We start from the raw sequence: 13,067 nt of genomic DNA on the forward strand, positions 1-13,067 counted from the left end.
CCTGGTCTCCATCTCAGTGGCCGCCGCCATCGGCAGGTGCTGCCGCGGCGATGGTGGTTGGATTGTCGCCGCCGGCGGCCGGCGCCCCGCCGCCGTTGACGGCGGTCTGCAAGTCGGCCTGGGCGAGGAAGAATCGTTGCCTGGCGTCGATCGCACCGCGCAGCGACGCGAGGCGCTGCCGCGCCTCGGTGAGCAGCGCGAAGATGTCGACCTGCATGCTGGAGAAGCGCAGCTGCATCTCCTCGGTGATGATCTTGCGCAAGGGGATGATCTCGCGCTGGTAGTGGCTGGCGATGTCGTAGGTCGAGCGATAGACGCGATAGGCATCGCGCGCCTCGGAGCGCACGTTGACGGCGCGCTCGGTGAGGCGGTTGAAGGCGAGATTGTAGGTCTCCGCCGCCTGCCGCACCCGCACCTCGCCGCCGTCGAAGATCGGGATCTGGAATTGGACGTCGAAGCCGCGCTCACGGAATGGCGCTCCTTCGGGGTCCTGGGTGCGACGGGAGATGCCGGCGAGATCGAGCAGGGTGACGAAACGCGTCGCCTCGGTGAGATCAAGCGCTTTCGCCAGCGCGTTCAGCTCGAGCCGCGCGATCTGCAGGTCGACGCGATGGCCGACCGCGTCGGCTTCGATTCGAGGCAGGGCCTGCGGCCGGCGCGGCAGCGGCGGCAATTGGTTTGGCAGGCGGAAGTCGAGGCCGCCGTCCCACAGCCCCATCAGGCGCGCCAGCCTTTCGCGTGCGCTCGCCGCCGTCTGTCGCGCGGTGGCGAGGTCGGCGGTGGTCTCGGCGTAGAACACCTGCTCGCGGGCCTGGTCCAGCTTGTTGAGGGAGCCGGTCTCGCCGAGCTTGACGGCGAGCTGTGCGGTCGATTCCGCCGTCGCCTTCGCGTCCGTCAGCAGCCCCACCATCTCGTTGCCTGAGACGGCGCGTACATAGGTGCGGCGGACGTCGGCGGCGAGGCGCAGCGTCGCCAAAGCTGCGCGCAATTGGGCCTGGCGGAAGCGTTCGCGGGCAATGTCGGAGCGGAACGGCAGGGTGGCGAGCGCGAGGATGTCACCGACCACCTGGCGCTCGATCTCGCTGGCGCCATTGCCTGTGATGCGCGAGATCGAGAATACCGGGTTGGGTGGCAGGCTCTGCTCGACCAGATCAGTCTCCGCCAAGGCAAGCTCGTTATAGGCGGCCTGCAGTCCCTTGTTGTTGAGCAGCGCGATCTGCACGGCACTGTCGACGCTCAGCGTGCGCGCCAGCAATTGGTGTACGCGCGCGTCGACCGCGCCGGCGCCCTCCGCCGTTCGCACGAAGGCGACGTCCTTGTTGATGGTCTGGCTCGTCAGCTCGGAGACCGCGTTCATCCCGCTGTCGGGCGAGAAAGCGGCGCAGCCGGAGACGCTGAACGCGGTGAGGACAAGCAGGCCTCGCGCAAGATGGCGTGTCATGGCGCGCTCCTACTTGTCTTGCTTCGGCTGCCGCGTCACCGCGTCGTTGCGGCCGCGCCACGGGGCCGGCGCCGCAGGCCGCAGGCCGGTGTAGGGCGAAATGGTCGACCGATAGCCGACAGGCGCGACCTTCGCCGCGGGATCGGCGGCCGCGACCTGCGTGGTCGCCGGCATGCAGCCGGACAGCGCCAGCGCAGTTGCGGCCAGCAGCGGCCAATGGAATCGAAAGTGTCGTCCACGCACCGCAGATGATGCGGCGGACTCCGCCCCGGAAAGCGTAAGCATGATTTATCCCTGATCTGAAAGACCACAGGTCCGCGCGCGCAAACGCGCGCAACGGCCCGAAATCGACGCGTCAGATCAGGCGATGGGAGGGCGGTAGTGCAGGGGCGGCGCCGCGCTGTGCAGGCTGGCCACGATCTCGGGCGCGCAGGCGGAGACGGGCAGAAGCGGCTTGGCGACGGTGGGAAGATCGGCCGGCAACGCGCTCACGCACATCATCGCGCAGCAGGGCCCGACGGCTCCTTTGCCGCCGTGATGATGCGAGGCGGGTGCATCCTGCGCGGCGGTCTGCTGCTGGGCGTGTGCATGGTCGTGTATCGCGCCGCCATGCGTGTGAGCCGCCGCCATCTGGTGATGCACCGGCATGGCATCCGCCAGCAAGGATTCATCAAGACACGGCGCCGGGCCGCTGCCCCAGGCAAGGCTTGCCGCCGGCGCGAGCACGCAGAACAGATAGGCGAGGGCGATGATCCGCCCCACCCTGATCCGCATCGATCGTGTCAATCGCAGCAACATTCGGCCGACAAGTGTTCCGCGCGGCAATTGCACACGCTGATTGCAAACTAATGGCAAAAGACGCATTCGCCAAGAGCTTATTACCGCAGTGCACCGCGCATGCCCAATATCGCGCCACGATGCTTGACCATGCGACATTCTGAGGGTCATGGTCCGCCCCGTGCACGCACCAAATCATTCAGGACAAACACCTGCGTCCTTCACCCCTGACTCGCGTCAGGCCTGGGTGCGTCTCGTCCTTGCGCTTGTGATCGGCTCGATCGGTGCCGTCGGCATGTGGGCGGTCGTGGTCGTGATTCCCGTGGTGCAGGCCGAATTCGGTGCCACGCGCGGCGCGGTGTCGCTGGCCTTCACCCTGATGATGTTCGGCTTCGGGCTCGGCGGCGTGATCGCCGGCAAGATCACCGATAGGTTCGGCATCGTGCTCGCGATGGCGATCAGCATCGCCTTTCTCGGCATCGCCAATGTGCTCGCAGGCTTGTCGACCCAGCTTTGGCAGTTCGTCGCCGCCTATTTCCTGATCGGCCTCGGCACCTCCGCGACCTTCGCGCCGCTGATGGCGGAAGCTTCGCACTGGTTCGAGCGCTATCGCGGCCTTGCCGTGACCATCGTCGCCAGCGGCAATTATGTCGCCGGGACGATGTGGCCGCCGATCGTGAGCTGGGGGACGGAAACGATCGGCTGGCGTTACACCCATATCGGCATCGGCATCGTCTGCGCCAGCACGATGGCGCTCCTGGTCCTCGTGCTGCGCGCGCAGATGGGCGACGACCATGTCCGCGATCACGCCAATGCGCCGCCGCCCCGCGTCGATCTCAAGCTTTCGACCAACACGCTGACGGTGCTGCTCTCGATCGCCAGCATCTCCTGCTGCGTCGCCATGGCGATGCCACAGGTGCATATCGTCGCCTATTGCGGCGATCTCGGCTACGGCGTGGCGCGCGGCGCCGAGATGCTGTCCTTGATGATGGCTTGCGGCATCATCAGCCGGATCGGCTCCGGCTATCTCGCCGACAAGATCGGCGGCATCCGCACGCTGCTGGTCGGATCGCTGGCGCAGGGCTTCGCGCTGGTGTTCTATCTGTTCTTCGACAGTCTCACCTCGCTCTATCTCATCTCCGCGATGTTCGGCCTGTTCCAGGGCGGCATCGTGCCGAGCTATGCCATCATCGTGCGCGAGGCGATGCCGGCGAGCGAGGCGGCGACGCGCGTCGGCATCGTGATCTTCGCCTCCGTGTTCGGCATGTCCTTCGGCGGCTGGGTGTCGGGCGTGATCTTCGATGCCACCGGCTCGTATGCCGCGGCGTTCACCAACGGCGTGGCCTGGAACGCGCTGAACATCGCCATCGTCGTGCTGCTCTTGATCCGCTCACGGATGGGCTCGGTCAGAACCGGCCCGGGTTTCGCGACCTAGACCGCCTGTCCCGCCTTCAGCAGCGAACAGCCGGTGATCTTGTAGCTGCCGTCCGGCTGTTGCTCGAGCGTGTACAGCGCGATCCCTGCTTCGCCATTGGCGTCGATGATATGAACGCGCTGCGCGATCCAGCCGCCTTCGATCTTGCTCTCGCCGAACTCGAAGCTCTTGTGCCGGTAGATCGGCGCGTAGCCGCTTCGCACCATCGACATGAAGACGTCGGGCGCGGAGAAAATCTCCTTGATCGCCGGTGCGGCATGGGAATAGGCCGCGGCCGCATCGTCACGCGCAAGAGCCTGCTCCTGGGCACGGATGACGCCCTGTGCAGCGGCGACATCGTCGGCGAGGGTTGCGGTAGAGCCGAAGACAAGGCTGATGGCGACGAGCAAGGCGGCAATGCGCATGACAGGCTCCGCGTTGAAATCCCGGCGATGCTGATCCTAGCATGACCTCAGGGAAATACGGCGGCGCTATCGCTTGGGTTTCACCGCGGGTTTGGCGGGCCTGGCGGTGCGCGCCTTGCTGAGCCCTGTCCTGGCCTTGCCCGCCGGCTGCACCCGCAGGCCGTCGACGAACACGTCGAGGAGCCGCAGTGCGGTTGACTGCCAGCCCGGCTGGTCGTGGATGTAGCACATGCCGAAGAACGCGCGCAGCAGGTCCTCCGGACCGATGTCGGCGCGCAACTCGCCGGCCGAAACTGCGCGGTCGAGCAGCGAGCCGGTCGCCTTGGTCAGGCGATCGAACGAGAAGGCGTGCAGCTCGGACCCGCTTTGCACCGCAAGCGCCAGGGCTGCCACCATCCCCTTTTTGGTGGCGACGAATTCGACACCTGAGCGCAGCCAGCGGCGAAGCGCGTCGACCGGGTCCTTAGCGGTTCGTAAATGTTCGGCGAGCTCGCTGAGCTGCTCGACCTCGCGCCGATACACCGCCTCGAACAGATCCTCGCGCGTCGGAAAATGCCGATAGAGCGTGCCGATGCCGACGCCGGCGCGTTTGGCCACGGCTTCCAGGCTGGCCTCCGGGCCGCCGGCATTGAACACCAGCTTGGCCGCCTCTAACACGCGCTCGCGATTGCGCACGGCGTCGGCACGGGGCTTTCGAATGGGGTCGGTGTGGTCGTCCATGCGGCCAATGTAGATCACGAATTGGTTAGATTGAACCCTTGTCGGACCCCCGCAGGGCTGCATCGCGTTGTCGGCGCACGGGCTTTTGACGAATTCCAAATATTTTTCGGCGGCCCTTGTTAAGCGGAGGGTGCCTCCGTATCTTCGTCCTGATGTTGGCCGGCTTCCGCCTGGCTGGCGCATATTGACAGCGGCCACGGCGGTGGCGCGCTGCGCGATGACTCATGTCCAAATCTGATCGGAGCCTTGTATGAACCACTCCATCAGCCTCACCGTGAACGGTGCGCGGCGCGATTTCGTCCTCGACGATCCGCGCGTCACGCTGCTCGATCTCCTGCGTGAGCGCCTCCATCTCACCGGAACCAAGAAGGGATGCGACCGCGGCCAGTGCGGCGCCTGCACCATTCTGGTCGACGGCAAGCGCATCAACTCCTGCCTCGCGCTCGCCATCAGCCATGACGGCGCCGACATCCTCACCATCGAAGGCCTCGCACGGGGCGACCAGCTGCACCCGGTGCAGGCCGCCTTCATTGCCCATGACGGCTTTCAATGCGGCTTCTGCACGCCCGGCCAGATCATGAGCGCGATCGGCATGATGCAGGAAGCGCAGGCCGGCAACGACCCCGAGCGCATCCGCGAATGCATGAGCGGCAACCTTTGCCGCTGCGGCGCCTATGCGGGCATCGTCGATGCCGTGCTCGACGCGCAAGGACGTATGGACGAAACCAACCAGAGGCGTTCGGCATGAAACCGTTCGATTATGTCAGGCCCGCCACGGTTGCTGAGGCCGTCGCCGCCGCGTCCCAGCCGGGCGCGGTCTATCTCGCCGCCGGCACCAATCTGCTCGATCTGATGAAGGGCAATATCAGCCGGCCGGATCGCCTCGTCGACGTCACCCATCTCGACGGGCTCGATGCCATCGAGACTCTCGCCGACGGTAGCTTGCGCATCGGCGCGCTGGTGAGCAATGCCGATCTCGCGCATGACCCGGCCTTTGCAAAGACTTATCCCGCCGTCGCCGAGGCGCTGCTCTCCGGTGCGTCCGCGCAATTGCGCAATGCCGCGACGGTCGGCGGCAATCTGCTGCAGCGGACGCGCTGTGCATATTTCTACGACACCGCCAGCCGCTGCAACAAGCGCGAGGCCGGCAGCGGTTGCGACGCCCGCGAGGGCGAGAACCGCGGCCACGCCGTGCTCGGCTGGAGCGAGAGCTGCATCGCCACGCACCCCTCGGATTTCTGCGTGCCGCTCGTCGCGCTCGAGGCCGTCGTCGAGATCGAGGGCAAAGGCGGCCGGCGTGAGATCGCCCTCGAGGAGCTGCATCGTTTGCCCGGCGACGCGCCCGCGCGCGAATCCGTGCTCGAGCCCGGCGACCTCATCGTCGCGGTGCGTCTGCCGCCGGCAGCGCGCGGCTTTGCGACGCATGCGCGCTACCTCAAGGTCCGCGAACGCACCTCCTACGCTTTCGCCGTGGTGTCCGCCGCCGCTGCATTGCGGATCGAGAACGGCAAGATCGCGGAGACGCGGCTTGCGCTCGGCGGCGTTGCCGCAAAGCCCTGGCGCGCCCGCGCGGCGGAAGATGTACTCAAGGGCGTCGCGCCGACGGCGGATGCCTTTCAGGAAGCTGCCTGGCGCGCGCTCACCGATGCAAAACCGTCCGGCGACAACGCCTTCAAGATCGAGCTCGCGCGCCGCATCGTCGTGCGCGCGCTGCGACTTGCCGCCGCGGGCACGCCCGCGCGCCTGCCGGCGCTGCCGGCCTCTCCCTTTGCCTCGACCTCCGGAGCCATCCATGCCTGAGCTCAATCTCACCAGCACCCCCGCGCATCTGCGGCACGGCTCGAACGTCGGCCAGCCGCTGACCCGCCGTGACGGCGTCCTCAAGGTCACGGGACAGGCGACCTATGCCGCCGACAATCACCCGCCCGGCATGCTGTACGCGGTGATCGCCGTCTCCAGCATCGCGCGCGGCCGCGTGACCTTCCTCGATGTCGCCGCCGCCAAGCGGCATCCCTGCGTCGTCGACGTCATGACGCCGGACCACAAGCCACAGCTCGCGATCGATCCGGAGATCAAGACCAACCCGTTCGTGTTCCGGATGGAAGCGTTGCAGAGCAACGAAGTCCGCTACGCCAACCAGCCCATCGCGGTCGTCATCGCGGAAACGCTGGAAGCGGCGACGGAAGGCGCGGTGCTGCTGGCGCCGCGCTACGAGACGTTGCCGCCGCTGGTCGGGCTCGACGCCGGCAAGAGTTTCGTGCCGCCCGTCGTCGGCGTCGGCAACCCCACCGAGAACCACCGCGGCGATGTCGAGGCGGGCCTTGCCTCGGCGGAGAAACAGATCGATGCGACTTACGAGACGCCGCCGCAATATCATAACGCGATGGAGCCGCATGGGATCGTGGTTCAATGGGACGGCGACAGGCTCTCCGTGGACATGCCGACCCAGGGCCTGATGCTGTCGCTCGCGCGTATTGCCGAACTGTTCGGCATCGCGCACGACAAGATCCACATTCGCAGTCCTTTCCTCGGCGGCGGCTTCGGCTCGAAGGGGTTGATGGGCGGTCCGCCGGTGCTCGGCATCATGGCGGCCAAGCTGGTCGGCAGGCCCATCAAGCTGGTGCTGCGCCGCGAGCAGATGTACGGCCCGGTCGGCCATCGCGCGCCGACGCGCCAACGCCTGCGCCTCGGCGCCGACGGCGAGGGGCGCCTGACCGCGCTCGATCACCATGCGCGGACGGTGTCGAGCACGTTCGACGATTTCTACGAGCCCGCGGCCGATGCCTCGCACACGCTCTATGCGGCGCCGGCCATCCGCACCTCGCATGACGCCGTGCGCGTCAACACGGGAACGCCGCTGTTCATGCGCGCGCCCGGCGAGGCGACAGGCTCGATCGCGCTGGAGAGTGCGATCGACGAAATGGCCTGGGCCTGCGGCATGGATCCGCTCGCCTTCCGCCTGAAGAACTACGCCGAGGTCGAGCCGATCAGCGGCAAGCCGTTCTCGTCGAAGGCGTTGCTTGCATGCTACGAGCAGGGCGCGGCGCGCTTCGGCTGGGCCAAGCGGTCGCTGCAGCCGCGGCAGATGCGCGACGATGCCGGGCTTCTGGTCGGTTGGGGCATGGGCACCGCGACCTTCCCGGCGCTGATGTTTCAGGCGGAAGCCCGCGCGGCGATCCGGCGCGACGGCTCAGGCGTGATGGAGATCGGCGCGCACGACATGGGGCAGGGCGCCTGGACCGCGCTGGCGCAGATCGCAGCCGACGAACTCGGGCTCGATATCGATCGCGTCGAGTTCAAGGCGGGGACGTCCGATCTGCCCGATGCCGGCATCGCCGGCGGCTCGGCGCACACGGCAACGGCGGGCGCGGCAATCCACAGTGCGGGCGCGGCCGTGATCGCCAAGCTCGCCGATCTCGCCACCGGCGATGAGCGCTCGCCGCTGTTCGGGGCCGGCAATGCCGGCGTGATCGCGCGCGACGGCCGGTTGATCCGGCGTGATGACGAGCGTCGCGGCGAGAGCTACGCCGAGATCCTCGCGCGTGCCGGCGTCACCGAGGTCGAGGCGCGGGGCACCGGCGCACCGAACCCGGCGGCGATGGAGGAGTACGCGATGCATGCCCACGGCGCGGTATTCGCGGAGGTGAAGGTCGATCCCGAGCTCGGTCAGGTCCGCGTCAGCCGCATGGTCGGCGCCTTCGCTGCCGGGCGGATCGTCAATCCGAGGATGGTGCAGAGCCAGCTGTTCGGCGGCATGATCTGGGGCCTGTCCTTCGCGCTGCACGAAGAGGCAATTACTGATCGCCGGACCGGCCGCATCATGAACGCCAATCTCGGCGAGTACCACGTCCCCGTGAATGCCGACGTTCCGCCGCTCGACGTCATCACGGTCGAGGAGCACGATCCGCATGTGAATGCGCTCGGCATCAAGGGCGTCGGCGAGATCGGCATCACCGGCAGCGCCGGCGCCGTCGCCAATGCCGTCTGGCATGCGACCGGCGTACGGGTTCGCAAATTCCCGATCCGGATCGAGGAATTGCTGACGTCGTCTTGAAGGGTTGAAGTTTGATCGTCGCGACGACGGAGGTGCGCTCCCGCCTGCGGGAGAGGGTTGGGGAGAGGGTGTATCCGCATTGGGGTCCCCTAGAGGAGAAAGCCCTCACCCGCGCCTTTGGCGCGACCTCTCCCGTAAGCGGGAGAGGTCGACGACCCGCGGCACCGATTCGGCCAAAAGCCATTCGGTTCAGCGGATCGAGCCGGAGAAGTTGTCGATGTCGGCTGAGGGCCGCGCCGGAAACAGCCGTGCAGTCGAGGAGTTGTCGAGCCGTCGCTTGCACTTCGCCTCGTCGTCCTCATCCTTGCCGCTGCGCTTCTTCGCAAAAGCATCGTCGAGGCGGTTGACGATCAGCATGGCGTGGTCGCGCTCCAGCGTGTCAGGATTCTTGCGCTGTTCGTCGGCGCGGAACGTGGCGCCGGCCATCTTGCCGGTCATGTCGTAGTCGCAGCCGGCCTTCCAGTCGCCCTGCTCCCATTTCCAGCCATGCGCGGTCAGCCGGCCGTCCTTGTCGACGGTGATCTCGAGTATCGCGTTGTAGGCAAGCCAGATGCCGGCGAGGCCTGCGCGCTTGTCGTCAAAACCTTCCAGCAGCGCGATTCGCTCACGCTGAAGGGCTCCGACATGATCACGCGCGCTGGCCGTAAAGTGCATCTCCGAGGTCCGCTTCTCCCAGGCCGGATGGAGAAATTCGGCGAATTCCTCGGTCTGCGTGCGGACCCAGTTGCGCTGGTCCTCCATCAAGGCGCGCCGTGTCGGATCGTCGAGCCGCGGCAGCAGCGCCTTCCAGGCGCGGTTCAAGCGTTGATCGTTCTCGGCGAGATCGGGGTCGGCGCAGATTTCCTCGTCCGTCGCCGTCTCCGGACGCGTACAGTCGAAGGTCGGCGCGACGAAGGAGGTCTCGACCTTGTCGGCCATATCGCCGCTGCCGCTCGCGAAATAAGTGCCGGTGATCTGCGAGGGATCATCGCATTCGTCACGATCCCCGATCGTATCGTCGCCATCGGTCATGACGACACGCAGGGTTTCGCCCTGGCGACGGAGCTTGATCGTCGGGAGTTTTGCCGGTTTGGCATGCTCCTGGCTTGCTGGTGATGCGGTCTTCGCTGGGCCGGCATCCGGCGGTGGGATCGTCCCGCTCAGCCAGCTGCCGGCCTTGGTCACCGTCGCTCTCAGCTTGCATTGGCGATGCTTGTCACTGCCGTAATAGGCGCTCATGTCGACCGCAATGCGCCGCGCGCCGTTCGCATCCGGTGAGATGGTGAGGTTTCCGAATGCATTGCCCCATTTGCCGGAGAGCCCGTAGTGGCCGAAGCCGCCGGCGATCTCGTCGAGCGCTTCCTTGCGCCGGCGCAGCGTCGCGACGAAGTTGTCGCTGAGCTCGGCCTCATCGACCTCCTGCACGGTCTCGCCGGCCTGCGCGATCATCTCTTTGAACCAGGCCTCGTCGCGCTTGAGGAGCGGCCGGATGCTTGCGGGCGCTTTAGCGAGCGCCGTGTCGAACGATTTGTCGATCGCGGCGACGAGCTTGTCGTAGCCCTTTTCCCTGCAAATGGCTGGCTTGATCCCGGTACCGTTGCCGTTGGTCTCGCCGCATAGCGTGATCGCGGTCGGCGCGCTGCTGGCGGCGCGGAGGTAATCGTCCATGGCGTGGCAGGTGAGGGGAGCGAGCAGGACCGTCGCAGTGACGAGCGCGAGGCGAAAGGGGGCGAACATTGACGGCCCTTGGCTGGAGCGGAATCGTGCCTGCCCGTTGGTCGTCCGCGGCGTTACTGAGGTTCAGAAAAGGCCGTCGTGCCGGGGGGGTAGTTCAGCTTCCTGCGAAGCGCCTTCACCGCTTCTTTCTGCAGCTCGATGTACTCGGCGATCGCCTTGCGCAGCTCGCGCGAGTGGAGCTTGTCGGCATCACGCAGAGGTACGCTGCGCAAGGCTTCAGCTTGGGCATTGGCTGGGGTGGTCTTCATGCGCGAGCTCCGTCTACGAAGCGGCCCCGGAGAGCCTAGGAGTCCGAGGCCATAACCTCAGCACCTCTAAGCCAGGCTGCCGGCTACGTTTCGTAATATATCGCGCCTGGGCGTTGCGGAAATTGAGATGGCTCAAGCTCCGTAAATATCGGTGTCTGCGCAGGACATGCGATGGGCGGCCGATCTTGCATCAGAACGTCGGTGGCGTGCAGGCCGAGATCACCTCGCAGGGCTTGCCGCCGACGCAGCGGAAGCGGTGCGGGCGGCGGCTCTCGAAATAATAGGCATCGCCGGGGTTGAGGATGCGGCGCTCGTCCTCGACGGTGACTTCGAGCTTGCCCGAGATCACGATACCGCCTTCCTCACCGTCATGGACGAGGTGGACGCGACCGGTGTCGCTGCCGGGCTCATAGCGCTCCTTCAGGATCTGCAGGCTGCGGCCGAACAGATTGTCGCCGACCTGTCGATAGGAGATCGGCTTCTTGCCGACCTCGGTCAGTTCCTCGGCGCGATAGAAGATCTTGCGTCGTGACTCCGGTTCAAGCGCGAAGAATTCGGCGAGTCCCATCGGGATGCCGTCGAGGATGCGCTTGAGGGCGCCCACCGACGGGTTCATCTGGTTGGACTCGATCAGCGAGATCGTCGAATTGGTGACCCCGGCGCGCTTGGCCAGCTCGCGCTGCGACAGCTTGTGGCGCGCCCGGATGAATCGCAGCCGTCCACCGATGTCGACGCTCATGCCCAAGTCTCGTGTTGCAGGTGTTGCGGATCGGGCAAATATGGACCGGCGGCCCCAGTTAAATCAATGGGTTGCGGCAGGGTAGAAAAGGACTTGTTGCGCATTCCAAGCCGTGCCTCTGCTATGGGGTCAGCAAAGGAGCGCGGCCGTGACCCTTCATCAGATTCCGAACACTATCAAGACCGACTCGTTCTGGATGCCGTTCACGGCCAACCGGCAGTTCAAGAAGGCGCCCCGCCTGTTCTCCTCGGCCGAGGGCATGCACTACACCACCGTCGACGGCCGCCAGGTGATCGACGGCTCGGCCGGCCTCTGGTGCGTCAATGCCGGCCACGGCCGCAAGCAGATCGCCGCCGCCGTCGAGCGCCAGCTGATGACGCTGGATTTCGCGCCCTCGTTCCAGATGGGCCACCCGCTGGCGTTCGACTTCGCCGAGCGGCTCGCCGAGATCGCGCCGAAGGGCCTCGATCGCATCTTCTTCACCAATTCCGGCTCCGAGTCGGTCGACACCGCGCTGAAGATCGCGCTGGCCTATCACCGTGCCAACGGCCAGGCGAGCCGCACCCGCCTGATCGGCCGCGAGCGCGGCTATCACGGCGTCGGCTTCGGCGGCACCTCGGTCGGCGGCATGGTCGCCAACCGCCGCGCCTTCACCACCCTGCTGCCGGGCGTCGACCACATCCGCCATACCCATGATCTCAGCCGCAACGCCTTCGCCAAGGATCAGCCGGAATATGGCGCCGAGCTCGCCGACGATCTCGAGCGTCTGGTCGGCCTGCACGGCGCCGAGACGATCGCCGCCGTCATCGTCGAGCCGGTGCCCGGCTCGACCGCGGTGCTGCCGCCGCCGAAGGGCTATCTGCAGCGCCTGCGCGAGATCTGCGACAAGCACGGCATCCTCCTGATCTTCGACGAGGTCATCACCGGCTTTGGCCGTCTCGGCACGCCGTTCGCCGCCCAGTTCTTCGGCGTCACGCCTGACCTGATGACGACGGCCAAGGGCATCACCAACGGCACCATTCCCTGCGGCGCGGTGTTTGCGAGCCGCAAGGTGCATGACGGCATGATGGTCGGCCCCGAGAACCAGATGGAGCTGTTCCACGGCTACACCTATTCGGCGCATCCGACCGCCTGCGCCGCGGGCATCGCGACGCTCGACATCTACAAGGACGAAGGCCTGCTGACGCGCGGTGCCTCGATCGCCGAATATTGGCGCGATGCGCTGCATTCGCTGAAAGGTCTGCCGAACGTCGTCGACATCCGCAATTGCGGCCTGATGGGCGCGGTCGAGCTGGCGCCGCGCGAGGGCGTTGTCGGCGCGCGCGGCTATGACGTGATGGTCGACTGCTTCAACACCGGCCTTTACCTGCGCATGAGCGGCGACTCCTTCGCGATGTCGCCTCCGCTCATCGTCGAGAAGAGCCACATCGACCAGATGGTCTCGATCCTCGGCGACGCCATCAAGAAGGTGGCCTGATAATTGCTCTCGCCGTTGCGAGTTCGTGTCCTTGCAGCGGCGAGCGCGATGCCGCG

The 13,067-nt window shown here is 66.4% G+C and carries 13 protein-coding genes; 5 read left to right on the forward strand and 8 right to left on the reverse strand.

The genetic code is table 11. From position 1 onward, the window contains the following. Positions 1–13: 13 nt before the first annotated feature. From AC0WRY_RS07090 to AC0WRY_RS07100, 3 genes are all read right to left on the reverse strand, one after another. Positions 14–1,441: a TolC family protein gene (locus tag AC0WRY_RS07090; RefSeq protein ID WP_491122845.1), complete on the reverse strand. Its 1,428-nt coding sequence runs from the start codon at positions 1,439–1,441 to the stop codon at positions 14–16. A gap of 9 nt (positions 1,442–1,450) precedes the next feature. Continuing rightward, a complete protein-coding gene (locus AC0WRY_RS07095) occupies positions 1,451–1,726 on the reverse strand; it encodes a hypothetical protein (RefSeq protein WP_491122846.1) in 276 nt (91 codons plus the stop codon). Positions 1,727–1,801: 75 nt separating this feature from the next. After that, positions 1,802–2,215: a hypothetical protein gene (locus tag AC0WRY_RS07100; protein WP_491122847.1), complete on the reverse strand. Its 414-nt coding sequence runs from the start codon at positions 2,213–2,215 to the stop codon at positions 1,802–1,804. A gap of 172 nt (positions 2,216–2,387) precedes the next feature. Here AC0WRY_RS07100 and AC0WRY_RS07105 point away from each other — a divergent pair, with 172 nt between their 5' ends. Beyond that, the gene (locus tag AC0WRY_RS07105; RefSeq protein ID WP_194406305.1) at positions 2,388–3,653 is read left to right on the forward strand and encodes an MFS transporter; all 1,266 of its coding nucleotides are present in this window, start codon (positions 2,388–2,390) and stop codon (positions 3,651–3,653) included. On the opposite strand, the gene AC0WRY_RS07110 is transcribed toward AC0WRY_RS07105, so the two are convergent. Together AC0WRY_RS07110 and AC0WRY_RS07115 are read right to left on the reverse strand one after the other, a co-directional pair. Next, entirely contained in the window at positions 3,650–4,057 is a 408-nt protein-coding gene (locus tag AC0WRY_RS07110; protein WP_491122848.1) for a DUF4864 domain-containing protein, read from the reverse strand. The genes AC0WRY_RS07105 and AC0WRY_RS07110 overlap by 4 nt on opposite strands. A 66-nt stretch (positions 4,058–4,123) precedes the next feature. Then, positions 4,124–4,777, reverse strand: a complete 654-nt coding sequence (locus AC0WRY_RS07115; protein ID WP_491122849.1) for a TetR/AcrR family transcriptional regulator — start codon at positions 4,775–4,777, stop codon at positions 4,124–4,126. A 250-nt stretch (positions 4,778–5,027) separates the two neighbouring features. Between AC0WRY_RS07115 and AC0WRY_RS07120 the strand changes: the two genes are divergently transcribed. Genes AC0WRY_RS07120 through AC0WRY_RS07130 form a run of 3 tightly spaced genes read left to right on the forward strand, consistent with a single transcriptional unit; the run spans position 5,028 to position 8,831 of the window. Then, positions 5,028–5,525: a (2Fe-2S)-binding protein gene (locus AC0WRY_RS07120; RefSeq protein ID WP_194406308.1), complete on the forward strand. Its 498-nt coding sequence runs from the start codon at positions 5,028–5,030 to the stop codon at positions 5,523–5,525. Next, a complete protein-coding gene (locus AC0WRY_RS07125; protein WP_194406309.1) occupies positions 5,522–6,577 on the forward strand; it encodes an FAD binding domain-containing protein in 1,056 nt (351 codons plus the stop codon). Before AC0WRY_RS07120 ends, AC0WRY_RS07125 begins: the two co-directional genes overlap by 4 nt. After that, entirely contained in the window at positions 6,570–8,831 is a 2,262-nt protein-coding gene (locus AC0WRY_RS07130) for a xanthine dehydrogenase family protein molybdopterin-binding subunit (protein ID WP_194406310.1), read from the forward strand. Before AC0WRY_RS07125 ends, AC0WRY_RS07130 begins: the two co-directional genes overlap by 8 nt. A 189-nt stretch (positions 8,832–9,020) precedes the next feature. On the opposite strand, the gene AC0WRY_RS07135 is transcribed toward AC0WRY_RS07130, so the two are convergent. From AC0WRY_RS07135 to AC0WRY_RS07145, 3 genes are all read right to left on the reverse strand, one after another. Then, positions 9,021–10,547 (reverse strand): lysozyme inhibitor LprI family protein, encoded by a 1,527-nt coding sequence (locus AC0WRY_RS07135; RefSeq protein ID WP_194406311.1) that lies wholly within the window; start codon positions 10,545–10,547, stop codon positions 9,021–9,023. Positions 10,548–10,600: 53 nt separating this feature from the next. Continuing rightward, entirely contained in the window at positions 10,601–10,795 is a 195-nt protein-coding gene (locus AC0WRY_RS07140) for a hypothetical protein (RefSeq protein ID WP_491122850.1), read from the reverse strand. 190 nt (positions 10,796–10,985) lie between these two features. Next, on the reverse strand, positions 10,986–11,534 hold the full coding sequence (locus AC0WRY_RS07145; RefSeq protein ID WP_018646206.1) for a cupin domain-containing protein: 549 nt from the start codon (positions 11,532–11,534) through the stop codon (positions 10,986–10,988). Between the two features lie 148 nt (positions 11,535–11,682). Here AC0WRY_RS07145 and aptA point away from each other — a divergent pair, with 148 nt between their 5' ends. Beyond that, the gene (gene aptA, locus AC0WRY_RS07150) at positions 11,683–13,011 is read left to right on the forward strand and encodes an omega-aminotransferase AptA (RefSeq protein WP_194406313.1); all 1,329 of its coding nucleotides are present in this window, start codon (positions 11,683–11,685) and stop codon (positions 13,009–13,011) included. Positions 13,012–13,067: the final 56 nt, after the last annotated feature.

The organism is Bradyrhizobium sp. T-12, assembly GCF_058314695.1.

Coding starts and splice junctions, on each gene's coding strand:
- AC0WRY_RS07090 (WP_491122845.1), bottom strand. CDS start 1,441: ATGACACGCCATCTTGCGCGAGGCCTGCTTGTCCTCACCGCGTTCAGC.
- AC0WRY_RS07095 (WP_491122846.1), bottom strand. CDS start 1,726: ATGCTTACGCTTTCCGGGGCGGAGTCCGCCGCATCATCTGCGGTGCGT.
- AC0WRY_RS07100 (WP_491122847.1), bottom strand. CDS start 2,215: ATGCGGATCAGGGTGGGGCGGATCATCGCCCTCGCCTATCTGTTCTGC.
- AC0WRY_RS07105 (WP_194406305.1), top strand. CDS start 2,388: ATGGTCCGCCCCGTGCACGCACCAAATCATTCAGGACAAACACCTGCG.
- AC0WRY_RS07110 (WP_491122848.1), bottom strand. CDS start 4,057: ATGCGCATTGCCGCCTTGCTCGTCGCCATCAGCCTTGTCTTCGGCTCT.
- AC0WRY_RS07115 (WP_491122849.1), bottom strand. CDS start 4,777: ATGGACGACCACACCGACCCCATTCGAAAGCCCCGTGCCGACGCCGTG.
- AC0WRY_RS07120 (WP_194406308.1), top strand. CDS start 5,028: ATGAACCACTCCATCAGCCTCACCGTGAACGGTGCGCGGCGCGATTTC.
- AC0WRY_RS07125 (WP_194406309.1), top strand. CDS start 5,522: ATGAAACCGTTCGATTATGTCAGGCCCGCCACGGTTGCTGAGGCCGTC.
- AC0WRY_RS07130 (WP_194406310.1), top strand. CDS start 6,570: ATGCCTGAGCTCAATCTCACCAGCACCCCCGCGCATCTGCGGCACGGC.
- AC0WRY_RS07135 (WP_194406311.1), bottom strand. CDS start 10,547: ATGTTCGCCCCCTTTCGCCTCGCGCTCGTCACTGCGACGGTCCTGCTC.
- AC0WRY_RS07140 (WP_491122850.1), bottom strand. CDS start 10,795: ATGAAGACCACCCCAGCCAATGCCCAAGCTGAAGCCTTGCGCAGCGTA.
- AC0WRY_RS07145 (WP_018646206.1), bottom strand. CDS start 11,534: ATGAGCGTCGACATCGGTGGACGGCTGCGATTCATCCGGGCGCGCCAC.